Origin of the sequence: Mucilaginibacter ginsenosidivorans (genome assembly GCF_007971025.1) — a bacterium.
Classification (GTDB): domain Bacteria; phylum Bacteroidota; class Bacteroidia; order Sphingobacteriales; family Sphingobacteriaceae; genus Mucilaginibacter; species Mucilaginibacter ginsenosidivorans.
Window position 1 is genome coordinate 2,534,405 of record NZ_CP042436.1, and the last position, 26,432, is coordinate 2,560,836.

General features: G+C 47.0%; 24 protein-coding genes. 8 read left to right on the forward strand and 16 right to left on the reverse strand.

All coding sequences use genetic code 11. The annotated features are described in order from the left end of the window. The first annotated feature begins 10 nt into the window (after positions 1-10). Positions 11-1,219, forward strand: coding sequence for a glycoside hydrolase family 27 protein (locus tag FRZ54_RS11635; protein ID WP_147031778.1), 1,209 nt, complete (start codon positions 11-13; stop codon positions 1,217-1,219). Positions 1,220-1,840: 621 nt separating this feature from the next. Further along, entirely contained in the window at positions 1,841-2,116 is a 276-nt protein-coding gene (locus tag FRZ54_RS11640) for a hypothetical protein (RefSeq protein WP_147031779.1), read from the forward strand. Here the strand turns inward: FRZ54_RS11640 and FRZ54_RS11645 are convergent. The 3 genes from FRZ54_RS11645 to FRZ54_RS24460 are packed head-to-tail and all read right to left on the reverse strand — an operon-like array spanning position 2,113 to position 3,838. Beyond that, entirely contained in the window at positions 2,113-3,285 is a 1,173-nt protein-coding gene (locus FRZ54_RS11645; RefSeq protein ID WP_147031780.1) for an MFS transporter, read from the reverse strand. The two genes, FRZ54_RS11640 and FRZ54_RS11645, sit on opposite strands and share 4 nt — an antisense overlap. Before the next feature lie 27 nt (positions 3,286-3,312). Further along, positions 3,313-3,681, reverse strand: coding sequence for a PIN domain-containing protein (locus tag FRZ54_RS11650; RefSeq protein WP_147031781.1), 369 nt, complete (start codon positions 3,679-3,681; stop codon positions 3,313-3,315). Next, positions 3,668-3,838: a hypothetical protein gene (locus tag FRZ54_RS24460; RefSeq protein ID WP_187359818.1), complete on the reverse strand. Its 171-nt coding sequence runs from the start codon at positions 3,836-3,838 to the stop codon at positions 3,668-3,670. Before FRZ54_RS24460 ends, FRZ54_RS11650 begins: the two co-directional genes overlap by 14 nt. A gap of 165 nt (positions 3,839-4,003) precedes the next feature. Here FRZ54_RS24460 and FRZ54_RS11655 point away from each other — a divergent pair, with 165 nt between their 5' ends. After that, the gene (locus tag FRZ54_RS11655) at positions 4,004-5,200 is read left to right on the forward strand and encodes a DUF3179 domain-containing (seleno)protein (RefSeq protein ID WP_147031782.1); all 1,197 of its coding nucleotides are present in this window, start codon (positions 4,004-4,006) and stop codon (positions 5,198-5,200) included. 109 nt (positions 5,201-5,309) lie between these two features. Here FRZ54_RS11655 and FRZ54_RS11660 read toward each other — a convergent pair whose 3' ends face one another. The 7 genes from FRZ54_RS11660 to FRZ54_RS11690 all read right to left on the reverse strand — a co-directional run bounded on the left by FRZ54_RS11660 (position 5,310) and on the right by FRZ54_RS11690 (position 10,557). Continuing rightward, positions 5,310-7,583 carry a TonB-dependent receptor gene (locus tag FRZ54_RS11660; RefSeq protein ID WP_147031783.1) on the reverse strand — a complete coding sequence of 758 codons (2,274 nt, stop codon included), beginning with the start codon at positions 7,581-7,583 and terminating at the stop codon, positions 5,310-5,312. A gap of 219 nt (positions 7,584-7,802) precedes the next feature. Continuing rightward, positions 7,803-8,174 carry a hypothetical protein gene (locus tag FRZ54_RS11665; protein WP_147031784.1) on the reverse strand — a complete coding sequence of 124 codons (372 nt, stop codon included), beginning with the start codon at positions 8,172-8,174 and terminating at the stop codon, positions 7,803-7,805. A gap of 126 nt (positions 8,175-8,300) precedes the next feature. Then, entirely contained in the window at positions 8,301-8,672 is a 372-nt protein-coding gene (locus FRZ54_RS11670) for a glycoside hydrolase (RefSeq protein ID WP_147031785.1), read from the reverse strand. Between the two features lie 41 nt (positions 8,673-8,713). Beyond that, a complete protein-coding gene (locus FRZ54_RS11675; protein WP_147031786.1) occupies positions 8,714-9,082 on the reverse strand; it encodes a hypothetical protein in 369 nt (122 codons plus the stop codon). Between the two features lie 194 nt (positions 9,083-9,276). Beyond that, on the reverse strand, positions 9,277-9,645 hold the full coding sequence (locus FRZ54_RS11680) for a glycoside hydrolase (protein ID WP_147031787.1): 369 nt from the start codon (positions 9,643-9,645) through the stop codon (positions 9,277-9,279). Positions 9,646-9,727: 82 nt separating this feature from the next. Next, entirely contained in the window at positions 9,728-10,090 is a 363-nt protein-coding gene (locus FRZ54_RS11685; RefSeq protein WP_147031788.1) for a hypothetical protein, read from the reverse strand. Between the two features lie 104 nt (positions 10,091-10,194). Further along, positions 10,195-10,557, reverse strand: coding sequence for a glycoside hydrolase (locus tag FRZ54_RS11690; protein WP_147031789.1), 363 nt, complete (start codon positions 10,555-10,557; stop codon positions 10,195-10,197). A 220-nt stretch (positions 10,558-10,777) separates the two neighbouring features. Between FRZ54_RS11690 and FRZ54_RS11695 the strand changes: the two genes are divergently transcribed. The 5 genes from FRZ54_RS11695 to FRZ54_RS11715 all read left to right on the forward strand — a co-directional run bounded on the left by FRZ54_RS11695 (position 10,778) and on the right by FRZ54_RS11715 (position 18,026). After that, complete coding sequence (locus FRZ54_RS11695; protein ID WP_147031790.1) at positions 10,778-12,787, forward strand: glycoside hydrolase family 127 protein; 2,010 nt, start codon at positions 10,778-10,780, stop codon at positions 12,785-12,787. A 190-nt stretch (positions 12,788-12,977) separates the two neighbouring features. Beyond that, positions 12,978-13,916, forward strand: a complete 939-nt coding sequence (locus tag FRZ54_RS11700) for a dihydrodipicolinate synthase family protein (RefSeq protein WP_147031791.1) — start codon at positions 12,978-12,980, stop codon at positions 13,914-13,916. Positions 13,917-14,025: 109 nt separating this feature from the next. After that, positions 14,026-15,606, forward strand: a complete 1,581-nt coding sequence (locus tag FRZ54_RS11705) for an aldehyde dehydrogenase (NADP(+)) (protein ID WP_147031792.1) — start codon at positions 14,026-14,028, stop codon at positions 15,604-15,606. Positions 15,607-15,677: 71 nt separating this feature from the next. Further along, a complete protein-coding gene (locus FRZ54_RS11710) occupies positions 15,678-16,679 on the forward strand; it encodes a 4-hydroxyproline epimerase (RefSeq protein ID WP_147031793.1) in 1,002 nt (333 codons plus the stop codon). A gap of 99 nt (positions 16,680-16,778) precedes the next feature. Further along, a complete protein-coding gene (locus FRZ54_RS11715) occupies positions 16,779-18,026 on the forward strand; it encodes an NAD(P)/FAD-dependent oxidoreductase (RefSeq protein WP_147031794.1) in 1,248 nt (415 codons plus the stop codon). A gap of 129 nt (positions 18,027-18,155) precedes the next feature. Here the strand turns inward: FRZ54_RS11715 and FRZ54_RS11720 are convergent, their stop codons facing one another. From FRZ54_RS11720 to FRZ54_RS11745, 6 genes are all read right to left on the reverse strand, one after another. Continuing rightward, positions 18,156-19,562 (reverse strand): serine hydrolase, encoded by a 1,407-nt coding sequence (locus FRZ54_RS11720; RefSeq protein WP_147031795.1) that lies wholly within the window; start codon positions 19,560-19,562, stop codon positions 18,156-18,158. A gap of 111 nt (positions 19,563-19,673) precedes the next feature. Next, the gene (locus tag FRZ54_RS11725; protein WP_147031796.1) at positions 19,674-20,576 is read right to left on the reverse strand and encodes a hypothetical protein; all 903 of its coding nucleotides are present in this window, start codon (positions 20,574-20,576) and stop codon (positions 19,674-19,676) included. A 120-nt stretch (positions 20,577-20,696) separates the two neighbouring features. Further along, complete coding sequence (locus FRZ54_RS11730; protein ID WP_147031797.1) at positions 20,697-21,131, reverse strand: hypothetical protein; 435 nt, start codon at positions 21,129-21,131, stop codon at positions 20,697-20,699. Between the two features lie 67 nt (positions 21,132-21,198). Next, on the reverse strand, positions 21,199-22,203 hold the full coding sequence (locus tag FRZ54_RS11735) for a fatty acid desaturase (RefSeq protein WP_147031798.1): 1,005 nt from the start codon (positions 22,201-22,203) through the stop codon (positions 21,199-21,201). Between the two features lie 176 nt (positions 22,204-22,379). Then, a complete protein-coding gene (locus FRZ54_RS11740) occupies positions 22,380-25,484 on the reverse strand; it encodes an efflux RND transporter permease subunit (protein WP_228462695.1) in 3,105 nt (1,034 codons plus the stop codon). Continuing rightward, on the reverse strand, positions 25,481-26,431 hold the full coding sequence (locus tag FRZ54_RS11745) for an efflux RND transporter periplasmic adaptor subunit (RefSeq protein ID WP_147031799.1): 951 nt from the start codon (positions 26,429-26,431) through the stop codon (positions 25,481-25,483). Before FRZ54_RS11745 ends, FRZ54_RS11740 begins: the two co-directional genes overlap by 4 nt. Position 26,432: the final 1 nt, after the last annotated feature.

The window sequence follows — 26,432 nt, forward strand, 5'->3', positions numbered from 1 at the left end:
GCTTTATCGCATGAGAAGACTTCTTTTGATCGTGTTGTTGCTTGCCATGGCAGGCCTGCACACCTTTGCCCAAGACAATACCATGCTTGCGCCAACCCCGCCTATGGGCTGGAACAGCTGGAATATTTTTCAGACCAACATCAACGAACCCCTGCTGAAGCAGATGGTTGATTCCTATGTTTCGTCGGGAATGAAGGATGCAGGTTATACCTATTTTGTATTGGATGATGGATGGATGGCGATGGAAAGGGACAAGAACGGCCAATTGGTTGCCGACCCGAAGAAATTTCCGAACGGTATGAAGGAGTTTGCTGATTATGTACATTCCAAAGGATTGAAATTTGGCATATACAATTGTGCGGGCACTAAAACCTGCGCCGGTTACCCGGGCACCCGCGGCCACGAATATGAGGACGCACGCCTGTACGCATCATGGGGTGTGGATTACCTGAAATTTGACTGGTGCTATGCCGAAGGGATGAATGCCCGCGAAGCCTATAAAGTGATGAGCCAGGCGCTGAAAGCAACCGGAAGGCCAATTGTTTTCAGCCTTTGCGAATGGGGTTCACACCGCCCATGGGTATGGGGAAAGGACGACGGGCAGTTATGGCGCACAACAGGCGATATCGGTCCATACTTTGATAAACCGGTAACAAAAAATGGCTGGACACCGCTTACCGTGCTGAATATCCTGGATCGGCAGGATAGCATCCGCCAGTACGCAGGCCCCGGCCACTGGAACGACCCGGATATGCTGGAAGTGGGCAACGGTATGACCGTGAACGAGGACCGGGCTCATTTTTCGCTTTGGTGTATGCTGGCTGCCCCGCTGATGGCTGGTAACGATTTAGGCAAACTGTCCGAGCAAACCAAAAATATCCTGACGAACAAAGAGGTGATCGCCGTTGACCAGGACGCTTTGGGTATCGAAGGGTTCCGTTATTATGCATTTGATGGTATCGAAATATGGGTGAAACCTTTGACCGGCGGCGACCTGGCCGTTTGCTTTTTGAACCGGTCAGGCCGGGCACAAACACTCAACTACGACTGGACAGCGCACCTGATCAACGACACCACATCAAAAACGAGTGTTGATTTTACCCAAACCACTTTCAAGATCCGTAACCTATGGTCGAAAAAAGACCTGGGCACGACGCAAAAAGTATTCAAACAACCCATTCCTAATTATGACGTGGTTATGGTGAAGCTAAGTAAGTAATTTAGTTAAAGTAACTAATTTTGATAGATGTTTCAATGATAATAGGCGATATGCAGCGGTGAGAAATTTATTAGGGATTATTTAAAGTATGCATTGATTCTGTTGGCTCTGATGATATTCGAATGGTGGGTTTTGTATTTATCACCATTTAATATTCCAGAGTACATTCCTTTCACTCCTATTAAATTCAATGGATTATCATTAATTGCGACTACCATTGTCGTATTAATAATCGCTATTAAAAAAATATTAAAAACAGAGCCCGGTACAAACACGACGAAGTTGACAATACTGGGTTCTGTAATTTGTTTTTTTGCTGAACTGTTTTTTCAATTCGTCCATTTATTTACGTTGGAATCTGATAAGCTTTACTATTTTCTGCGTGGTGTAATTGGTGTTAGTGTTTTCGACGTTATTATTTCTTTTTTTGTAGCTTTTCAAATCAAAACAAAAAAAACGGGTCTGCTCTTAATTTTCATATCAGTATTTGTAGTGTCGCTCAAACTTATATTATTGGCGTTCCCATCTTTAAGTTAGGCATATCCCTGCATCTACGTCTAATCCAATCCCTAAAACCAATCCTGCCCTCAACCGTTATATCTATATAAAACAGAGGGGATTATGAGCGCATACCAGGATAAATGGATAGAAGTTTTGGAGGCCGCCGGCTTGGAAGGCTGGAAGATAGAAGCGGTGGATGAATATGATATCCTGGTCGAGATGCCAAACGTAAGCGACCTGAAGATCGTACGCGACAATGTCCCCCAGGTAATTGCAGCATTTTCGCTGGACATTGACGTGCCGAAGGACAGGCTGCGTTTTATTTTTAAAAATGGCAACGAGGGTTTTGATTATATCCTGAACCCCAGCCAGGAGGATCTGGAGTCGGGTGGTTAATTAAGCCTGGTCCGGCCGGAAATAATAGCCACACTCAGCCCCATGCAGGCAATAAGCAGGAACGATGCCCTTAATGTAGCTATCCCCGCAATAAAACCGATAAGCGGCGGCCCGATGAGGAAACCCGAAAAGCCGATAGTTGATACCGCTGTCAGCGCAACACCCGGCGACATGATGGTAGTTTTCCCGGCCGAGCTATAGATCATCGGAACAACGGACGATACACCCGCGCCAACGAGCATAAACCCGATGATGGCCGGCCATAGGTAGGGAAACACCACGGCCACAACCAAACCCGTAGCCGTCAGCGAACCGCTCAAAATAAGCGTCCGCCTTAATCCGTATACACCAGCAAACCAGTCGGCGGTAAACCGGCCTAAAGCCATGGTACACATAAACGCAAAATAACCCGCGCCAATCCAGCCATTGTGCGCAAGTATTACTTTTTTGAAGTATACGCCGCTCCAGTCGAACATGGTTCCCTCACAGATCATGGAGCAAAAGGCAATTATTCCCAGCTTCAATAAAGGCGTCATCGACCTTATCCTTTCACCGATCGATAAAACCACTACCTCGTCCTTCACCCTGGCATCACAATCCTCATCCAGGTTACGCGATGTAATAACGACGCCGATTATGATAAGGACCATGATCACGATGAAATGATATAAAGGAACAATATGTTGCCCGATCATAAAGATACCGATACCCGCGCCGGTAAACCCGGCCATACTCCAGATACCATGAAACGACGCCATAATGGGTTTCGCATATAATTTCTCCGTGGCTACGGCCTGCGTATTGACGGCTATATTGGCGGCATTACCTGCAAAACCATACAGGAAAAGGCACCCCAGCAATTCATAAACAGTCCGCGCCGCGCCGAGTCCCACCAGCAGGATGGCATAGCAGGTAATGGCTATGATCAGCAACTTACGGCTTCCGATCCTGGTGATCACCCAACCGGTAAACGGCAGCGAACACATCAGGCCCGTAGGTATGGCCAGCAATACGCCACCGAGCGCCGCTTCAGATAAATGCAGCGATTGCTGTATCGCCGGTATCCGCGATGCCCAGCTCGCAAAACTTAGCCCAGCCATAAAAAACATGGCGCCAACAGCTATCCGGAGCGATAAACGGGATTTTATTTCGTCTCTCGTTATTTCCATTCTATGGGTAAATTGGCATTGCGGGCATCAGAGTTCTAAAATAATGCAATCTATGCCTTTGATACCAGAAAAGCCTTTATCAGCCGTAAGTAACGGTAAGTTCATTAATTTAGCTGAAGCAGCAATAAGAGCGTCTGGTAATTTTATTGAGTTGGTCCTTTTTAATTCGATAGCAAAAGCAGTTAATATTGGAGAATGATCGACTTTATAGCAAGTGTCAAGCATAGTCCCGATCACTGTTTCTCCTAAGCTGGTGATCCCTTTTTTACTCAATAACTCTATCTCTGTAATGTAGGAAAATGCCCAGGTGTCGGAAGCAAATGGCAAAAGTAGGGGACTCTCATCTAACGGGTAGATGAAGCAATTGGTATCGGCAAGGTATTTAATCCCACTCATCCCTCACCTTTTTCTGATATTGCAGGTCATCGCCGAAAGCTCCTTTAAGTTTTCCATAGAAACTTGACAAGGTCTTTGTTTCTTTTGACTTCCCCAGTTTCTTCAGGGCAATTGCAATATCTTCGGATTTGGTGTTCTTTTTTATAGTAATTACCATATCTGTATCATCAGTTGAGTTACTATAACAAAAATAGCCAAATAAAGCCAATTATTATAAACAAACGGGTTTAAGCTGAACATCGGCTTTAAATAGACTTTTTTCTTAAGTAAATTAATATCTTTAATAACTTTATTAAACCAAGCGTTTGCTATTACGATCAGGATGAAGAAAAGACCAAAGTCCTATATCTTCTGGACAGGCATGTTGTTGCTGTTCTTCCCCGGGCTATTGCATGCCTATTTACTGATGCCATTCCCCGGCAGCCAAAACCTCGAAGCTATTAAGTTGTGTTATTACCTCGAAAAGGTCATACTGCCGCTGCGCATCGCCGGCGCATTGGTTATCCTCTGGTATCTTGTAAAATATTTTACGAATAACCGGCGATGGGGTAAAGTAGTGAAGATTTCAGTACTGGTTTTGGGCCTGGGTAGTTTTTATATAACCGATTTTGCCTTTAAGGCGTCAACCATGTTCGAGGAGCCTAAAACCATCAAATTTGCCGATGCAGTAGCCAATAAGGTACCCGAAAGCTATATTGTGCTTGGTGTGGTAAATAATGGCGCAGCGAAGGCTTACCCGCTTGTCTATTTAGGCTACCATCATAAAGTGCAGGATAACGTCGGCGATCTACCGGTATTGGTTACTTATTGTACCATGTGCCGTACGGGCCGCGTGTACAGCCCGGTTATCAATGGTGCGAGGCAAAGTTTCAGGCTGGTAGGGGCAAGGCATTACAATGCTATTATCGAAGACGAAAGCACCGGCACCTGGTGGTACCAGGCCACGGGCGAGGCGGCCGTCGGACCCATGCACGGTTCTTATTTAAAGGAATTGCCTTATGAACAATCGTCTCTCGGCGCATGGCTCAATAAGCACCCAGGTTCGCTTATACTACAGCCCGACGGTCATTTCAAAAGTGACTATGACGACCTGAAGGATTACGACATCCGGCAGGCTGTCGACAAAGATTCGACCCTGAAAAATAAGGATTCGCTGGTGCGCAAAAGTTGGGTGATCGGTGTTGTGCTTGACAGGAAACATAAGGCATACGACTGGCGAAAAATGCAAAAAATATGCCTGCTGAACGATCAGTTCGGCACTACGCCGCTACTGGTCGGACTGGAAGATGACGATCATACCTTTCATGTTTTTAAACGCCGGGTTGATGGTAAAACGCTGACTTTTAAGCAGGACACCAGCGGTCGTTTCACCGACAATGAAACCGCATCCACCTGGGATTGGGAAGGAAAGTGTATATCCGGTGCCAGCAAGGGCAAGCAACTGGCTAAAGTGCAAGCCTACCAGGAATACTGGCATTCTTGGCAGCATTTTCACCCCGGCACATTATTTTGGAAATAAAATCCATATCTCATTTCGACGAGGAACGAGGAGAAATCTTAAACGTCTTGCTTAACGAATATGCATGGCCGATAAGATTTCTCTCTTCGTTCGGAATGGCAATTGAAATTTAGAAGAACAACGCCACCCTCAGCTTCGCATAAAACGGTGTTCCCGGGGTAAAGCTCATCTGGTCAACCGGCGCGGTTTCGCTCCTTAGTTGTGTTACTTCTTCGGCCTCAAACTCGTTCCATCTGGTATTGAGAAGGTTCTCGACAGATAAGCCTATCTCATACCGCTTCTGCGTATAGTTCACTTTCAGGTCGGTAACATAGTAGCCGTCTGCCACCAGCGAGTAGTTTTCGTTGCCCGGCCGCCTGTGCATATACCGGTAACTGATGCCGCCGTTTATACCATTCTCAAATTTAAAATCGAACCCGCCTGTGCTGGTAAAGGTAGGGGCAAGCGGCAGATAACTTTCCCCGCTTGCAGCATCAACCAGCCGCGGTTTGGCCAGGTTCACATTCAGGTCGGCAAACAGCCACTTAGCCAGCTGGTAACGGGCCGAAAAGTCGATGCCCTCCCTGCGGGTTTTTCCCCCTGGTTCAATGGTGCCGTCATCCGTATAAACAAACTCCTGCTGCAGGTACAGGTACCAAAGGGCCGCGTTCAGGTATAAGTGCGGTATTGGTTTCCAGTTCAAACCCAGGTCGGCCCCGTAAGCTGCGGGCAGTATTTGCAGGCGGTTGTTGCCGATAACGGCGCGCGCGTCGTTCGAGTGAAAGCCCTTACCCGCCTTCAGGTAAAACTGAATTTGGTCGTTGGCAGTATACTGGATATTCACCTTCGGACTGATGATGGCCTTATTTTGCGTGGTATCGTGATAGTTAAAGTGAAGATAGTCAACCCGCGCTCCAAAATTGATGAGCCATTTTCCTGTTTCCAGCGATTCGTCGATATAAGCGCTTGCGTTATTCTGATGGACATCGCCGCTGTTTATAACATCTAACAGTACATTCTGCCTGTTAACGCCTGCATATAAAGCATTGGTTCTATCCGCCCTGTCGCCTACGCCAAAGGTCGATGTTAACGATGCGTTCCCGAAATAACTGCGCTTACTCAACCTGCCATTGTAGCCGAACATATCCCTTGTTTCGTTTTGAAATTTTTCGTCGCCGTTCTCGTTGTCCTCGGCAAAAAAAGTTGAGTTCACGTGCAATCGGAAAGTATAGTGCGTGTAATACAATTGATTTTCCATCGTCCAGTCGTTTTTCAGGTCCGAACTGAGTTTGGCAATCACGTTGGTACGCGTACTTTTGCCGTTTTGCGCACTGTCTATTGTCCCAAACCGGTTAATAAGCGTGCCCGGAGATGTGGCGGTGTAAATATTCCCCTCGTCACCGATCGCCCTGGTTCCGTTCGCGACGGCGCGTTCCGGAATTTCTCCTGACGGTATCCAGCTTGTACTGAAGGTAGATGCGCTGAGCGATAATTTATTATTTGACCCCAATTGTTTGGTGTACTTGCCAAACAGGTTAAAACGCTTGTAGTGTTCCGCTAGTTGGAAAGGGCCATCTGTGTAATTATATTCTCCGGCTACGTAAGCGTTCTCGCCATTTTGTTTTGCTTTGGCGCTTAACAGATCGATAACGCCCGCAACGCGGAATGTATTGAACCGGCCACCTTCCAGGCTTATCATGCTATGGTCCAGAGCATCTTTGGTGGTGTAATTCAAATAACCAGCCGTGGCGAAATCACCGCGTTCTGCATAATAGGGCCCTTTGCCAAAATCATAGGTCGATACGGTCTCGGGGATCAGGAAGTGAAGGTCGGCGTAACCCTGCCCGTGCACATGCGAAACCATGTTCACCGGCATACCATCCACCGATACTTTAAGGTCGGTGCCGTGGTCGGCGTCGAAACCCCGCACGAATATTTGTTCGGCCTTGCCGCCGCCCATGTGCTGGGCTATGAAAAGGCCCGGCACCAGCCGCATCAGGTCCTGTGACGAATTCACCGGCCGCAGACTCAGGTCGACAGTGCTCAGGGTATGGAACGAATTGGCGCTTAACTGGGGAGAGATCACTACTTCATCCAGGTCGATGGCGCCTTTGGCAATAGCTATGGTCATTTTCTGTCCGGCCATACCGCAGGTCATCGACTTTGACCGGCAGCCGATGCAGCTTATCCTGAGGGTAGATGTATCGCTTTTTACCTGTATCCGGAAATCACCATCCTGGTTGGTAACGGATGTTTTTCCATCGGTATAAATAGTGGCGTATTGTATAGGTTGTTTTGTGGCACTGTCTATCACTTTCCCTTTTACAAGATGCTGCGCTTTTGCAAACGGCGCGGCGAAAGCTGCGATAATAGCAAGCAGAACCACTTTTTTAAGTGTATTCATGAATGATATATTAGTTCACGGGCCGTGGACCCGGATTTAATTAAAAAATCAGTTAACAATATTATTGCGGCTTATTTAAAGCGGATCGCCATTTATATCCGCGGAATAGCGGCGAGGATTCCCTTAAAACAGCAAACAGATACAATGTTGTACCAAATCCCGTTCGCTTGTAGCGAAATCAAAATAACAGATTAATAAATAAGTCGAAAAGTTAGCGGATCAACCCAATTGAGGCGGTTGGAAGATGGAACCGTGTCCCTGCGGTAGCTGGATGCGGTTGTTGGGGATGGTCAGCACCATGATAACATGGGTGAAGAATTTTACCTGGCCCGGGGCCTGGAAATAGGTTTCCTGTACCAGGTTCTTTTGCGCTTCACGCTCGTTCGCGGCTTGTTTTTCGTCGGCTTGCTTCAGCTTTTTCATTAGGTAACAATGCCCGTTGCAATGCAGCCATGGTCGGCTGCGGTTCTCGCAAAGTTTGGCGGCAATATAATTCCTGTTAAGCTCGAAGCCCGCGTATACAAAAAAGCGCGAAAAACTACAGCTGACAATGCAAAAGATAAGCAATACGGCTGTGATCCTGTACTTCATGGCGCAAAGGTAGGCCACTTTTTTTATTATACAAGTAATACAGCCGACAAAACAAACCAGGATTTTGCAGGCATAAAAAAACCCGCCGCAAGACGGGTTTTGTGGAAAATTATATAATACCGGCGCTTATTTATCGGTTACCCGCTTCAACGTAGTGTGGAACATCGTTCCCTGGAAATCAAGATCGATGCCACAGGTATCGGCGGCAGGATAATATTTGCCTTTGTGTGGTATAACAATACCCTGGCTATTGGTAACGCTGAATTTGAATTCGTTCCCGCTTACCTTCCCGCTGTCAATGGTTACTTCGTGGTCCTGCGATTCGCCGGTACCGGTTAGTTTATCCCCGTCTATTTTAAAGGTGTAGGTCAGTACAACCTCATTCCCATCGGGGGTAGTTACGCTGCCGCGCCATTTTCCCGAGAAATCGGCTATGGCTGCCATACAAACTGTTACAAAGCAGAATAACGCTGCCGCAATAAAAATCTTCTTTTTCATAGTTTATGTGTTTTGATCAGATGTTCAACAAAATGGATAGCCTATTTATCGTCGCGCAGGAAAGTTACGTGAAATTTGGCCGCGCCCTCTTCGAAATTTAACGAAACGGAATCGCCTGCGGCAACGTACTTTCCATACACGGGAATAACATTACCGTCAGGGTCGGTCAGTTTGAATTTAAAGTCGTCGCCGGTTACTTTACCTTCCTGGATGTCGAGCGGATCGCCTTCGGCCTGGGCAGTGCCGGTTAGTTTTTCGCCGTCTACGTTAAAAACGAGGTGAAAATTATGGTCGTTACCTTCAGGATCTTTTAACGAGCCCTTCCATTTGCCCGACAAGCCGGCGATAGCCGCCAGGGCCACCGTAACAAAGCAAAGCAATGCCCCGGTAATAAGTGTTTTTCTTTTCATTATTTTCAGTTTTTAATAAGATGCATGATCGGCCATTTACGTTACATTGTACTGGAAATAAACAGGTTCCGTAACCGGTACTTTCTGCGAACGCAGTCCCGATAACTACAGCCGGGTGAATTTGAGGTTGGAAAAAACCCCTCCGCCGAAAACCGGCGAAGGGGCACTTTATGAAAACTATTGTAAATGGTTGCTTATTTATCCGTAGCGCGTTTCAGGGTCGAATGCATTATATAGCCCTGGTAATCGATATTCAGGCTGATGGAATCGCCTTCGGCGAAATATTTCCCGCTGTTGATCACTTTTACCCCGTTAACGTCTATAGCAAAGGAAAGGCTGTCGCTTTTTACTTTTCCCTCTGTCAGGTCAACCGATCCCTGGGGCGAATTGCCCGTGCCGGTCAGTTTATCGCCGTCAATTTTAAATGTGTAGGCCAATGGGTATTCATTGCCATCGGGTGCTACAAGCGTGCCTTTCCAGCTGCCGTTCAGGTCGGCGAAATACGCAAATACAGCGGTGAAACTCAGCAGCAGCGCGCAGGTGATTAGTACTTTTCTTTTCATGGTTGGTTTGTTGAGTTTTGATTGATAATAAGACTACTGATGGTTATCTAAGTTACAAACTATCAGTGATTTATTTGGTTCCCTATTTCTCTATCACGCGTGTCAGGGTAGTATGGGTCGACCTTGCACCTACATGCAGACTTATCGAGTCGCCATTGGCGTAGTACCTGCCTTTGTTCTTTATCTTCATCGTGTTGATGTTGGCGGTGAACCAGAGGCTGTCGCCTTTAACCATGCCGTCTGATATATCGAACGTGCCGATAGCTGATGTAACCGTGCCGGTTAATGTTGCACCATCACTTTTAAAAGTATAAGTGATCGGGAACTCGTTGCCGTCGGGGCCTTTTAACATCGCCGACCATTTCCCGTTGATATCAGCAAACATGGCATATGCCGCCATAAAAAAACACAATAGGGCAGCTGTAATAAATATTTTTCTTTTCATGTTGGTTTGATTTTAGATCGTATACATTAAATGCAGCCCTAACTAAAAACCCCTCCGTTAATTAACGCAAGGGGCTTTGAACTATGAACTGTTTGGGTTGAATATTACTTGCTTGTGTCGCGAACAACGGTAGTATGTATCGTTTGTCCGCCAAAATCGATGTCGATGCCGCAGGAGTCGGCATACATTTTACCCTTGTGCGGATAATCGTTGCCATCAACGGTAACTTTAAAGCTGAAGGTATCACCGGTTATCTTGCCGTCGTCCACAGTTACCGTACCGGCAGGCGATTCGGCCGTACCCGTCAGCTTGTCGCCATCGGCCTTAAAATTGTAAACAACCTGCAGGTCGTTGCCATCGGGAGTATGAATAGTGCCTTTCCACTTGCCGGTAAGGTCGGCCACGACAGCCATCACAAAAATAAAGCAGGACAATAGCGCGCTTGCGATCAAAATTTTTCTTTTCATAAAACAGTTTGGTTTCTGGGTAATAAATGTAAGATTTTTATTACAAAGTAAAAATCACCGGTATATTAAATTTTCAACAAACCGGCCCGTGTTTTTCCCTGATTTTGCAGTAAAAATACCGTTATCTTAATATTTAGGTTAAAATCCTGCTATATCCTGCTAAGAAGTACGCCCATTTGCTTCATCTGCCGGCGTAACTTTGTGCATCAGCAGCAACGCCATGAAGAAGTATATCAGTCTTGCGTTATTAACAGGTTTAAGTTTACCCGCATTTGCGCAAAATAAAGACTACCCGATACAGCCGGTGCCTTTTACCAGCGTAAAACTGACCGATCATTTCTGGACGTCGCGTATCGAAACCAACCGCACGGTTACCATCCCTGCTTCTTTTGCCCGCTGCGACAGTACCGGCCGCATCAAAAATTTTGTGATGGCCGCCGAGCACCAGGGTAAATTCTGCACGGTTTACCCTTTCGATGATACCGACATTTATAAAACTATTGAGGGCGCGTCCTACTCGTTAGCCGAGCATCCCGATCCAAAACTTTCCGCTTACCTCGATTCGCTTATAACAATTGTAAGCAAAGCGCAGGAGCCGGACGGCTACCTGTACACGGCCCGTACTATCGATCCCTTGCACCCTGGCCCCTGGGCCGGTCCCGAACGCTGGGTGAACGAGCAGAAGATGAGCCATGAACTGTACGATTGCGGCCACATGTATGAGGCCGCTGCGGCGCATTTTATGGCTACCGGTAAACGCAACTTCCTCAATATCGCCCTGAAAAATGCCGACCTGCTGGTGCACACCTTCGGGCCCGATAAGAAACATGTTGCCCCCGGCCACGAGATAGTGGAAATGGGCCTGGTAAGATTATACCGCATCACCGGTAAGAAAGATTACCTCGACCTCGCCAAATTCTTCATCGATCAGCGCGGTCACAAGGAGTATGATAAAAAAAGCAAAAACGAATACGAGAATGGCAAATATTTCCAGGATGATATCCCGGTAATACAACAGGATGAGGCAGAGGGACACGCCGTGCGTGCCATGTACCTGTACTCGGGTATGGCCGATGTTGCCGCGCTGACAGGCGACAGCGCTTACATTAAAGCCATCGACAAGATATGGAACAACATGGTTGGTAAAAAAATGTACGTGCAGGGCAGCATAGGTGCCGTTGGCGATGGTGAACGCTTCGGCGAGAACTACGAATTGCCCAATACTACCGCTTACAACGAAACCTGTGCCGCAATAGGCAGTGTATTCTGGAACCAGCGCATGTTCCTGCTGCACGGCGATTCAAAATATATTGATGTACTGGAAAAGACGCTATATAACGGTTTGATCTCGGGCGTTGGGCTGGATGGCAAATCATTTTTCTACACCAATGCTATGCAGATCAGCAATAGTTTTTCGCACCCGGATATCGAGCGTGAGCGTTCGGGCTGGTTTGTTTGTTCCTGCTGCCCTACCAACGTAGTGCGGCTTATCCCATCAATCCCCGGCTATGTATATGCCGAGCAGGGTAATTCGGTGTATGTTAACCTGTTCATAAGCGGCACGGGCAATTTAGTGGTGAACGATAAAAAGGTCAGCATAACGCAGGAAAATAATTATCCCTGGGATGGTGGCTTGGCCTTTACAATAAACCCTGCATCGGCTATGGATATGGACCTGAGAATACGCATACCGGGTTGGGCACGTAATGAGGCCATTCCGTCCGACCTTTATAGTTATAAAATGCCCTCTGCACAAAATGTTCTCATCAAAATAAACGGGCAGCCGGTAAATTATAGGATAGAGAATGGTTATGCCGTATTAAGCAAAAAATGGGTAAAGAATGATAAGGTGGAAGTAAACCTGCCGATGAATGTACGCCGGGTATTAGCGAACAGCAAGATAGACAACGACCAGGGTAAAGTTGCCCTTCAGCGCGGCCCCATTATGTACTGCGCCGAGTGGAAGGACAACAACGGGCTTGCCTGCAATATCATTCTGCCGAAGGCGGCGGAATTCAAAACAGCCTACCGGGCCGATATGCTTAACGGCATAATGACCCTTGAGGCGCCGGCAAAGAGCATTACCATTGACGCTGCAGGGCAAAATGTAAGTACGCAAAACGTAACGCTTACCGCTATACCTTATTATTCGTGGGCGAACCGCGGCAAAGGTGAAATGACGGTGTGGTTCCCCGAGCAGGTAAAATATGTGGACATTTTAAGTAAATAAAATATTGAAAGCCTTCGGGCAAAGCGGATAGGCATAACCGGGCGTGTTTGGGGCGCCCGGGCGATCCGAAACAACCCAAACCCTCCCCTGGAGGAGAGGGCTTTAAAAAAGGAATGATAGCAATACAACAATCAAATAATACAGCAATTCAACAATAAAAACAATCCCCTTTAGGGGGTAGGGGGCAAATATGAAATTTACATGGAAAGGGGTTTTCCCGGCGGTTACGACCAAATTTACCGATAGCGATGAGCTTGACTTCGACGCATTTAACATCAATATCAATGCACAACTGGAAGCCGGCGTGGATGGCTTTATACTTGGCGGCTCGCTTGGCGAAGCCAGCGTTTTAACCGACGAAGAAAAGTTCGCTTTGCTTAAACATACGGTAGCATATGTCGACGGCAAAGTTCCGGTACTGCTGAACATCGCCGAGCAAACCACCAAAGCGGCCGTTAGCTGCGCCAAAAGGGCACTAGACAACGGCGCCAGCGGACTGATGATGCTGCCACCAATGCGCTACAAAGCCGACGATAACGAAACTGTCGCCTTCTTTGCGGCAGTGGCGAAAAGCACGCCGCTACCAATTATGATCTATAACAACCCTGTTGATTACAAGATAGAAGTGACGCTGGATATGTTTGCCCAACTGGCCGAATACGATAATATCCAGGCGGTGAAGGAGTCGACCCGTGACATTTCAAACGTTACCCGCATGATCAATCGCTTTGGCGACCGCTTCAAAATATTGACCGGGGTCGATCCGCTTGCCATGGAAAGCCTGGTTATGGGCGCCGATGGTTGGGTTGCCGGGCTGGTGGATGCTTTCCCGAAAGAAACTGTGGCTATTTTCCGGCTCGTAAAAGCAGGCCGAATAGCCGAAGCATTAGCGATTTACCGCTGGTTCCTGCCCGTACTGGAGCTCGACATTCATCCGAAACTGGTTCAGTATATTAAGCTGGCCGAAGTAGCCACCGGTATCGGCACCGAAAACGTTCGTGCACCGCGCCTGAAAATTGAAGGCGCCGAACGCGAAAAAGTACTGAAGATTATCAACGATGCATTAGCTGTCCGCCCGGTTTTACCTGAAGGCAGCTGGGGCAGGATTAGTAAATTGCAATCGGCATAATTCAACAATATCAATAACTTCGTGTTCTCTGTGAAACGATCTGCGATTTCTGTGGTGATTTTACCACAAAGAACGCAGAGAACACACAAAGTTCACAGAGGAAAGCCTTATGAAAACAGAAAACCTGATTGGTTATAAATATACCGGCAATAAGAAAGCCTTCAGAGCCATTGACCCATCTACCGGTAATGAGCTTGACGGCGAATTTTCCATTGCTTCCGCAGAGGATGTTGATGCTGCTTTGGCATTGGCCGAAAAGGCTTTTGCTGTATATCGTAACATCGACAAAAAAACTAAGGCAACTTTCCTTCGCAATATAGCCGAGGAGATAAATGCTATAGGCGACGAACTGATAGAACGCGCCATGGCCGAAAGCGGCCTGCCGCAGGCACGTTTACAGGGCGAACGCGGGCGCACCACAGGTCAGTTAAATATGTTTGCCGACCTGGTGGAAGAAGGCTCATGGGTGGAAGCAGTGATTGACACTGCCTTGCCCGACCGCCAGCCGGCACCGCGCGCCGATATCCGCAAAATGCTGATCCCTATGGGACCAGCGGTGGTATTTGGCGCAAGCAATTTTCCGCTGGCCTTTTCCGTAGCAGGCGGTGATACCGCCTCGGCCTTAGCTGCCGGTTGCCCGGTTATTGTTAAGGCGCATCCTGCTCATCCGGGTACCAGCGCATTGGTTGCCGAAGCAATAAAAAAAGCAGCTGAAAAGAACAATATGCCCGACGGCGTATTCTCCATGCTTTATGACGATGGATATGCAGTAGGCGAAGCGTTGGTGAAACACCCCAAAACCAAAATAGTCACCTTTACCGGATCGTTTAAAGGGGGAACAGCATTACTCAAACTGGCACAGCAGCGCGAAAATCCTATCCCTGTTTTCGCCGAAATGGGCAGCGTCAACCCAACCATACTATTGCCTGAAGCATTGGAATGCCGATATCAGCAAATAGCCGAACAATACGCGGCATCTATAACTTTAGGTGCCGGCCAATTCTGTACCAACCCGGGTTTGCTCATCGCCCTTAAATCGCCAACGCTGGATAGGTTCAAAAATGCTTTAGGCGGTGCGATAGAAAAGATCACTTCGGCCACCATGCTCACGCCTGGTATCTGCAAAAATTATTCAAATCTTTCGGAAGAATCACTTCGTGAACAGGGGGTTACCTTATTGGGTAAAGGCAAATTAAGCGAAGGTAAAAATAACCAGGTACAGCCGGTAATAGCAGAAGTACGCGCCTCGTCGTTTCTCGTCAATCCGAAACTGAGGGAAGAAATTTTCGGCCCGTATTCGCTATTGGTGATAGCTGACTACGAGGTACAGTTGCAGCAGGTGATAGACGCCTTGCAGGGCCAGCTTACAGCAAGCATCGTAGCCGATGAAGGCGATCTGAAAACGCACAGGGACCTGATTCAAAACCTCACCAACATAGCGGGCCGGGTAATTTTGAATAATGTACCCACAGGAGTCGAGGTGGTGCAATCCATGCAGCACGGAGGACCTTATCCGGCAACTACAGACGGGCGTTTTACCTCTGTAGGTACGGGCGCCATTAAACGTTTCGTACGCCCGGTAGCCTGGCAAAACTGGAACCAGGACATGCTTCCGGATGAATTAAAAGACGGCAACCCGCTGGAAATATGGCGGCTGCTTAATAACAAATGGAGTAAAGAGAAGTCATAAGTCAATAGTCGGCAGTCGAAAGTCAACTTTGACTCAGGACTTCAGACTCAAGACTAAGGACTAAAAAGAATATGTCAACAAAAACCTTTTTCTGTGTCGACGCGCATACCTGCGGCAATCCCGTACGTTTGGTGGCCGGCGGCGGTCCAAATCTGGCGGGCGCCAACATGAGCGAGAAGCGGCAGCATTTTCTGAAAGAATATGACTGGATACGCAAGGGCCTGATGTTCGAGCCGCGCGGGCACGATATGATGTCGGGCAGTATTTTATACCCGCCGCACGATCCGGCGAACGATGTAGCCGTATTGTTTATTGAAACCAGCGGCTGCCTGCCTATGTGCGGGCATGGTACAATTGGTACCATCACCATTGCTATCGAGGAGGGCTTGATTACCCCCAAAACTCCGGGTGTCGTTCGCATGGAAGCGCCTGCCGGTTTGGTTTTGATAGCATATAAACAGGAAGGAAGCAAAGTAAAATCGGTAAAGCTGACCAATGTGCCGGCCTACCTGGCTGCCGAAAACCTGCAGGTGGAATGTCCCGACCTGGGAACGCTCACTTTTGATGTTAGCTATGGCGGTAATTTTTATGCCATTGTCGATCCGCAGCCAAACTTTAAAGGACTGGAAAATTACAGCGCCGATCAGCTTATCTCGTGGAGCAGGACGATGCGGCAGCGTATCAACGAAAAATATACCTTCGTCCACCCGGATAATCCAACCATTAATACCTGCACACATATACTTTGGGCAGGTAAAACCATATCGCCCGAAGCTACCGCCCGCAACGCGGTTTTTTATGGTGATAAAGCGATCGACAGGTCACCCTGCGGTACCGGCACATCGGCGCGCATGGCGCAATGGTACGCTAAAGGAAAATTAAAAAAAGGTGATAAATTTATCCACGAAAGTATCATTGGCAGCCAGTTTATCGGCACTATCGAAGGTGAAGCTACAGTGGGGGGCAAGCCTGCCATTGTTCCGGGTATTGAAGGCTGGGCAAGGGTTTATGGATATAACACAATTAAAATTGATGATGAGGATCCGTACGCTTATGGGTTCCAGGTGATATAAACCCCACCCAAACCCTCTCCTGTAGGGAGGGCTTAAGATTGGGGAATGAACAATAAAATTAAACTAAAAAAAAGTTCCCCCTTTAGGGGGCAAGCGGGTATGAAAGCGATCATAATCGGCGGTGGTATAATCGGGCTTTTTTCGGCCTACTACCTGCACCAATCTGGCTGGGAAGTTGAAATTGTTGACCAGGGCGACCTGTCCGACAATTGTTCTTATGGGAACGCCGGTATGATAACACCGAGCCATTTTGTGCCCCTGGCGGCGCCCGGTATGGTAGAGCAGGGCATTCGCTGGATGTTCAACAGCAAAAGCCCGTTTTACGTAAGGCCCTCTCTTGATCCCGAGCTTTTGGGGTGGGGATTGAAATTCGTAAAAAGCGCAACCAAAAAGCATGTCGACCGCTCGGCAGGGGCTTTGCGTGATATTTCTGTACTAAGTAAAAAGCTGTTTTTCCAGTTTGAAAAAGACACTAACCTCGAATTTGGCCTCGAGGACAAAGGTATCCTGATGCTTTTTAAAACACCGAAAATGGTTGAGGAAGAAAAGCACCTGGCAGAAGAGGCCACCAACCTTGGCCTTGATGCGCAATACCTGAGCCCCGAAGATTGTCAGAAACTACAGCCCGGAGTGGAACTGGATATTGCAGGGGCTGTACATTATCATTGCGACGCCCACCTGTATCCAAATAAACTGATGAAGGTATTTTTAAAGTATCTCGAGGAAAACGGTATTAAATTTCATCGTAATACGCGTATCGACCGGGTAAGTAACGATGCGGGCAAAATCACATCCGTGGGCAGTGGCGACAAGGAGTTTAAGGGCGACGCTTTTGTTATTGCGACAGGTGCTTTTTCACCCGCGGTGGCCAAACTGAGCGGCTTAAACGTGCCATTGATGCCGGGCAAGGGCTATTCGTTCATGGTACCACAGGATGATGCTAAACGTATGACCATTCCCTCTATATTATGCGAGGCCCGGGTGGCAGTTACGCCAATGAACGGCAGTGTCCGTTATGGCGGTACCATGGAGGTTGGTAAAATAAACAGCCAGGTTAATATGAACCGTGTGCGGGGCATCGTCGAGTCGGTACCAAAATATTTCCCGAATTTTAAAGTTGAGGTCCCTGCCGAAAAAGATATCTGGTTCGGTTTTCGCCCGGTATCACCGGATGGCATGCCTTATATCGGCCTGTCAAAAAAATACAGTAACCTGGCCGTAGCTACAGGTCATGCAATGATCGGTTTAAGCCTTGGCCCTGCTACCGGGAAACTGATAGCCGAAGCGCTGAACGGTTCGGCAAGAAGTATGAATACGAGCGCTTTTGCGGTTGACAGGTTTGCGTAATTGATCAACAAAAAATTATGTCATTTCGAACGATAGAGAGAAATCTTGAACGCCTTTAATGTCCGGCTGACATGATGTATAGGATTTCTCCTCGCTACGCTCGCTCGAAATGGCATTTTCTGATTTTTTTTATTTATCACCCTGACTTTCCAAATCCTTAATTCTCTCCGCCGCATAATCATTTTTAGGATTCAGCTCGTAGGCCTTTTTGAAGTTTTTTAACGCCAGGTCTTTTTCTCCGTCTGCTTCATATCCTTCAGCTAGGCTATCATAAGCAGTGGCGCTGCCGGGATGCGCGGAAAGATTATATCTGAATATTTCCACAGCCTCCTTTTTCCTGTCGTCTCTCATCAGGATGAAGCCGAGGTCATTAATATCATCTTCAGGTATTTTGAACGAACTGTCCTTTTGCTTCAGATGTTCCGCAATTTCGGTTGCATGTTCATAGCCCTGTTTTTCAAGCTGCGCCCTGAATACTTTCATTCTCTCCAGCTCATGAAATTGATACCCGGTCCAGACACAGGGCCACCACGTTTGTTTTGGGAAAAAAGTATTTAAAACATCTGTAGTAATGTGCAGGCCCCAGGTGCTGTAAGTAAAGTAAACGAGTATTTCCTTCTTCTCCGGGTTGGCAATATAAAAAGCTTTAAAATCGCCGTTATCACCCCAATGCCATATCCATTTGCCTGTTTCGTTTTCCTGCAGGCCAAGGCCCAGACCCCACGAAACATGCTTTTTCGTATCAGCATCAATGTTATGATGAAACCAATCAGCATTTGACTGCGTAGCGAACATCATCTTTTGGGTTTCCGGCTTTAGACCCTTACCGTTTATCAGTGCCTGTAAAAAAATAGCATAATCGTGTGCACAGGTTAGCAGACTGGCGGCAGCCATCTGGTTTTGATGACTGCTCACTACATCGAGCCCATTCCCGAAAGCAGCCAGCGTATCAAACTTATCCATCCACGTATAACTGCTGTTCGTCATCCCAAGCGGCGTAAATACTTCTTGCCGGGCAATGTCATTAAGCGGTTTTTTCATTAATTTTTCGACTACACGCTGCAGGTATTGAAACCCTTCGCCCGAATAAGAAAAGGTACTGTCGGGAGTGAATATCAGCCTCGCATACTTCTTGTTACCCCAGTTAGGCAAACCTGTTGTGTGGCGCATCACCATACGCGCAGTTATTTTAGCATACCGTGGATCGTTTGGGTCGAACCGGTCGTAGCTGCCAAAGTAATCCACAAGCGGTTTATCAAGATCGATAATTCCTCGGTCGTATAACCGCATTACGATATAGGCGAAAACGCATTTACTTAGCGAAGCGGCTTCGAAAACAGTATTAGAAGTGACCTTTTTGTCAGATCCCTTGCTGATAACACCAAGATTAACGTTTTGAACTTTGTTGCCTTTAATACACACCAATTGTATGCCCGGTATGCCGTAGTCCTTAAGCAATGGGAGAAGTTCTTTTTCCTGGGCGAAGGTCTTATCAAAGCACAGCAGCAGGAATAACAGGGACAGCGTTTTTTTCATTTCGGTCGGTTCGGAGACGGATTAGATATTTACCCTGTAAATGACGCAGCACAACCAGCTTTCGTTGCACAATTTGTGAGATACGACAGGAATGCATACAAGAAATTAAGCTCAGGGAACTTTGTAATAATAAATGGGCGCGAAAACACCCTCACTGGTAGTGTAATAGCCTTTGCCATCCGGTGTAAAGCCAATGGCCTCACCTTGTTTTTCAGGTTTATAGGGTAATTCGGCAGGCTTTCTCATCATGGTTTTCCAAATAGGTTCGTTGGCTTCACGTTTCCAGTAATAAACCTTTTCATAGCTTTTCAGCAGCACCTGCTGCCCGTCTCTCGAAATATCGCCGGCTGTTATCCACTTAAATGGTCTGAAACCCTCGAAATGCAGCTTGCAGCGTTTCTCGAGTGTCACGGTATCGTTCGGTTTAAAATTTAGCGGCGCGGTGTAAACGCTTACCGAGTCGGCCCGTTTTGAAACGATGTATATCAGCTTTTCTACCGGGTCTATCATCATTGTTTCTGCGTCTTTTGCACCGTCGGGGTATCTATAAATCACAGGTGTGGCAGCGGCCTTTATAAGGCTATCCTTATCCCATGTCTTTTTTTCTTCGATGCGGTAAACTGTCAGGAATTTTCTAGAGTTGTCATTGTCGCCTATGTCACTCAGGTAAATGTAACTTTTACCCTTCGCCGGGCCACCGCCAACCGCAATATCCTCGCAGTCGCGCACGCCGAGCGGTTCTTTCGGACCGCCTTTAAAATAGATGGTATTTTTTATGAAGCCTTCGGGAGTAATGGCGAACAAACGGCTGGTGTCGCCGCTGTCGTTATGGACGTAATAAATATTTTCGCGGATGCCGGAGGCTGCTATTCCCGATGTTTCATTCATCTCCTTATCACGCAGCCGGCCGGTAGTGTCCAGTTGTTTGTTATTGTGGCGATGTTCGGCGTAAGCAACAAAGAACAGCGCGATAATGACAGGAACTAATATCTTGATCTTTTTTGTGCTGCTCATTTTAGCCACGTTAAAAAACATGCAAAGAAAGCCAAAAAACGCGAGGTTTTTATCGGCTGCACTTGTCTACACGCCTTAAAACGGACAAAATTATAATATGTTTTGCTGTAATGATCAATATCAGCCCCGCGCAAACACCTGTTGCGCACATTCTGCTATTTCGTCGGCCGAACGGTAATCCGCAAGGCCAAGTTCCTGAACGTATTTACAGTTACAGCTATGCCCCGGCGCTACAAAAACAGGCATGTCAAACCCAAGCTGCTGGTAATAGGGGGTAATGAACGCCTGCACGGGCAAACCGTTGGCGGTATCAATGATAGAGGATGTAAGTTTCTTTAAAGGTTTCAGCAACAACTTTACATCGCATACCCTGAAGTTATCATTCAGCGGTATCCACCGGTTCACTTCATCAATAGCCACCAGCAAAGCATCCTGCCGGATACCTTTCAGGGTGCCAATGTTCTCTTCGTTATTCAAAAAGCTTTTAATTACTACCTGCTGACCTATATAACGGCTGAAAATGATCAGTTGTTCCGATGTGCTTACCCTTACCATATTGCTAAAAATATTAGCAAATATAACGATAGCTATGACAAATGCAAATAGTTTTTAGCGAATTTTTTTAGCTAACCGTTTCCAGTTCTACGTCAGGTTTTGATACATCACTAAGGGGAACTTTACCCCGCTCTTTACGCAGTATGCGGTTATAAAGTGATATTTCGCGCTCAAACAGGAAGCGGAAAAACAGCTTGAACCATGAGCTGTGATATAACAGGGTATCATAATATTCAGGGGCAGCCTTTTTTAAACGTGGCAGCCTGTTCCATGGAATGGATGGGAAGTCGTGGTGTTCGTTATGGTAGCCTACATTAAAAGCAACTGTATTTAAAGCGCCGTAATAGCTATAGGTTTCCTGTTCGCTTTCAAAGGTAAGGTAATGTTCCTGCACCCAGCGCGCACCAACAGGATGAAGGCCAATAGAGAACCAGAAACTGATAAACATAAATCCGACAGCTTTTATACCGAAGAAGTACCAGATGGCAGCTGTGAAGGCTATTTGTACCAAAATATTAACCAAAAGCCAGGTATCATAAAATTTGATCTCTTTTAATCTTGAAACACGCGTTGCCTGGAATACCGGGAAGAAAAACAGCCAGAGCACCTTGCCTAAAAAATAATTATTGATCAGTTTGGCTTCCCATTTATTGGGCAGGTCGGCATCCAGTTCGTGAATACCCTGGAATGAGTGGTGTTTAATATGATATCTTTCGAACGAAATAGCGCCTGGTACGATATGCGGCAGGTTTGCAATAATACCGGCCCAGCGGTTAGCTACGGCATTTTTAAATAATAGCTGGTGTACACATTCGTGAATCATCACGAAAAGTGCATGATTGGCAAAGGCACCATATAAATAGGCAACTGCAAAGATGAGCCACCACGACTGATCGCGAAGCAGCCATGATATGCCGATCATTGATCCTACAATTCCCAGGATAACCAAAAAGGTTGCCGGATTTTTCCCGATCAACTCTCTTGTCTGCGGAAATTGTTTTAAAATTTTCTTGGTGCGGACGCGGTGGGGTTCAGATTCGTGTGAATAAACAAAGTCGTTTCTAATTGCCATAAAAGTATTGCCAGACGGGCCTATGTATTAATAAATAGTTAAATTTATTTACAATTATAATAAAAAAATTAATGAAATTAAGGTATTTTAGTAATAGTGGCGGACAGAAAACTAAAATTCCGGTTGCTAAATATAAATCTTAATTCTGGATAAAATTGTGATTTATGACATTTTGTTTACAAATAGTTGTGATAAGGGCGATGAAATTCGCCCGAACGGTAGAGAATACGCAGCATACTTGGGAGTACGATAAGCAACAGGGGTAAGGCCGCGATAAAGCCGCCAATAACCGCAATAGCCAGTGGCTGATGGAGTTGTGCCCCCGCCCCGATACCGAGCGCCAGCGGCATCAACGCAATAATGGCGCCTATGGCCGTCATCAGTTTTGGCCGTAAACGGGTGGATATGGAATAGATGATAGCTTCATTGATGTCCTCTTTGATGTTTTCCGGGTCCTTGTCCATGTTTTCCATGGCCCGCTGTTTGAACTGGAGAAAAGTGAAGATCGCATTCTCGCCTATGATACCTACGATCATGATGAGGCCCGTATAGCTGCCCACATTTAGCGGAGTTTGGGTAACGTATAGCGCCAGCAGGCTGCCCGCGGTTCCCAGCGCGGCAATAATGAGTATCAGCAATGCAATACGGAACTGTTTGAACAAAAACAGTATCACCCCAAATACCAATGCGCAAGCCGCCACCAGTATCATCATCAGCTCTTTGAATGACTGTTGCTGCTGGGCGTAATCGCCGCCGTATTCAACATGATAACCTTCGGGTAGGCTTACCTTTTGTTCTATACTCTTTTTAATGGCGGGCATCACGCTTCCTATATCGCCTTTATCCAGCCTTGCGGTTATAATACCAATCGATTGCAGGTTCTCGCGCTCTATTTCGGCATCGCCGGCTTTAACGGTTACAGATGCCAGTTCGCTTATTGGGATCAATTTAGCCGAAGGTGTAAATATGTTCTGGTTTTTAATGTCCTCAACCTTCAGGTTCAAATTTCCGGGGTATACCATCCGGATGGGTGATAACTGCTCACGTTCGAGCATGCTGCCGATAATATTGCCTTCCAGTGATGTTTGAAGCTGGAACTGCAGGCTGGCCGGGGTAATGCCATATTGCGCAAGTTTGCTGTAATTGGGGTCGATGCTTACCGACGGCCCGGCTATTACAACCCCATCGAAAACATCGGCAGTGCCCTTTACCGGACTTACAGCATCGGCTATTTTTGCAGATAGTTCACGCAATTTTTGCGGATTATCGCCATAAACTTTTATCTGTATCGGTTCCACAGATGTTGTCAGGTCGCCAAGCATGTCGGTGATAACCTGGCCGAATTCGATCTTCTCGGCCAATACCGGCTGGTCCGCCGCAATTTTTTGCCTGAGTTCGCTTATCACCTCTTCGGTAGTCTTGTCGCGTTTTTTCTTCAGCTGTATCAGGTAATCGCCACGGTTCGGTTCGGTTATAAAAAAGCCCATCTGCGTGCCTGTACGCCGCGAATAGGCCTCTACCTCGGGCTGTTTACCTATTATTTTTTCAACCTGTCTCAGCATCCGGTCGGTTTCCTCGAGCGATGTGCCCGGTGGCGAATTGTAGTCGAGCACAATACTGCCTTCATCCATTTCGGGCAGGAAACCCGTCTCCAGCAATTTGGGAATGATAACAATGGCTGCCACCAGCGAACCAACGATCAGCAGGCTCACATAGGGCCTTAAAATAAACCACTTTACCCAGCGCTGCTTGTGCACCTGGTGGCTTTCTTCTTTCTTTTCTGCCAGCACGTTCCTGTGTTTGGGTTTGGTTAACAGCAGGTATATAACCGGCAAGCCTATCCAGGTAACAAAGAAGGAGCATACCAGCGTAATGATCATGGTGTTGGTCAGCACCTTGAAATAAGCCCCCGCTACACCCGTCATCAAAAAGAAAGGTATAAATATCACTATGGTACTTATTGATGATCCAACCATTGCAGGGAACAGGTAGTCGATAGCGCTTTGCAATAGTTTTTTTGTAGGTTCTTCGGGTTGCTCTTCGTGCGTGCGGTGTATCTGTTCCATTACGACTATTGCGTCGTCAATAATCAACCCTATCGCTGCGGCTATCGCCCCCAGCGTCATGATATTAAAGGTATAACCTAAAGCGTATAGCACAATAAGTGTAAGGCAAAGGGTAACCGGTATGGTAAACAGGATAGTGGCACTTGCCTTCAGCGATCGTAAAAAGATTATGGCGACAACTATTGCCAGCAGTAATCCTACCCAAAGGCTATCGGTTACGCTTTTTATCGAATCGTTCACAAAATCGGCCTGCACATAATAAGGCTTAACAGTTACATCTTTGGGCAGCAGTTTTCGTAATGCCGCTACCTTTGCCTGCATATCGGCTGACAGCGACACCAGGTTTGCATTCGGCTGTTTGATTACGGCTATCAGTACCCCGTCGTGACCGTTTGCATTTATTTTCGTGTATGCTATTCCTTCCCGCACTGCAACATCAGCAAAATCCTTGAGGCGTATTACCCTTTTTCGGTTATTATTGATCACCAGGTTTTCGAGTTGATCCTTTGCGTTGATGGTAGCATCAGTAACTGTCAGGTAAAACCGTTTGTAATCGGACAAATAGCCTTCCGATTTTACAAAATTGGTATTGTTTAGTGCCGTATTGATGATGTCGGGCGTTAACCCGAGCGAGCTCATTTTTTGCTTGTTCAGCGTGAGCCAGTATTCTTTTACTTTCCCGCCAATGATCCTGATCTCCGAAACACCGTCCACCTGCGACAGGAAAGGCTTTATAGTATAGGTTGCCAGTTGCCGCAGTTCAATGGGCGAGCGGGTATGGCTTTCAAGCGTGTACCCGCTTACCGGTAAAATAGACGGGTTCATTTTAGCAACGGTGATATTCACATCGGCGGGCAGGTCGTTTTTTACCTGGTCTATGCTGGCTTGTATCCTCTGCTGTGCCAGGTCGATATCCGCATCCCAGTTCATAAAGGCTGATATCTCGCAACTGCCGCGACCAGTTGTACTGCGCACGGTTTGCAGATCGGGCACTTGTTTTATGGCGTTTTCCAGCGGTTTGGTAACAGTCACCATCATTTTATTTACAGGCTGCAGCCCTTCGTCGGCAATGATCTTGATCTTGGGGAAGGTTATCTCGGGAAACAGCGAGGTCTGCATTTTCGAGTAAGCGAACAGGCCCCCGATCACGATTAGCGCCAGTACCAGGCTAAGCGGTTTCCTGTGCGATACAAATGCGTTTTGGATACCCGTCATGGTTGCACAATTTTAACTTTCGCGGTATCGGGCAATCCGTAATTGCCGGTGACAATGATCTTATCCTGCGGCAAAAATTTAGGTGAGATTATTTCAATACGATCGCCGTTTTCAATGCCTTTTTTAACCGGAACTTTCACTGCTGTTGTGTCGTCAATGAGTCGCATTACCCAAAATTCGGTTTGCGTTTCATTGGTCAGCAATGCTTCTTTTGGCAGCGATTCGGTTTTATTTTTTTGCGATTTAACGATCCGAGCTTTCGCCACCAGGTTTTCGGGTATCGGCTGGTTACTGTTCACTTTCAGCACTACGGCCTGCGTTTGCGACACGGTATCGACGGTAGGCATGAACGATGCCACGCGGCTATCCAGTTTTTGCCCGCCCGGCAGCGTAAGCTGTATATTATCATTTATGTTGACGTATTGTCTCAGCTCGTACGGCAGCTGCATCAGGAATACAAAGCTCGACTGATCGCTGATCGTTGCCAGCGCCTCGCCATCCTGCACGTAATCGCCGGCCTGGTGGTTTACCTGCGAGATATAACCATGCCTTGAGGCTTTGATCTTGTTTACCCCCGAGAATTTAAACGTGGTATCTAAAACGGTGATGCTATTACCAATACTTTGCGCCTCCTTGGTTTTAACGGTGAAAAGCACTTCTCCCTCGTGTACCGGCTGCCCCTGCTGGGCATTCACCTTTTCCACATAACCGTTAGCGTTCGATTTTACATAATTCTTCTGCAAAAATACCGACGTGGCGTTTACCTCTATATAATCGGCCATAGCGTCCTGGTCAATAGTAGTCACTGTTACAGGAGTTTGCGCAGCAACTTTCGACGTGTCCTCATCGTCATCCTTTTTATTGCCCGTGCACGAACCCAGGAACAATGTGAGCCCCAACACAAGGGCAAACACCAGTAACGGGTATTTGGTTGTCGTTTCTTTCATA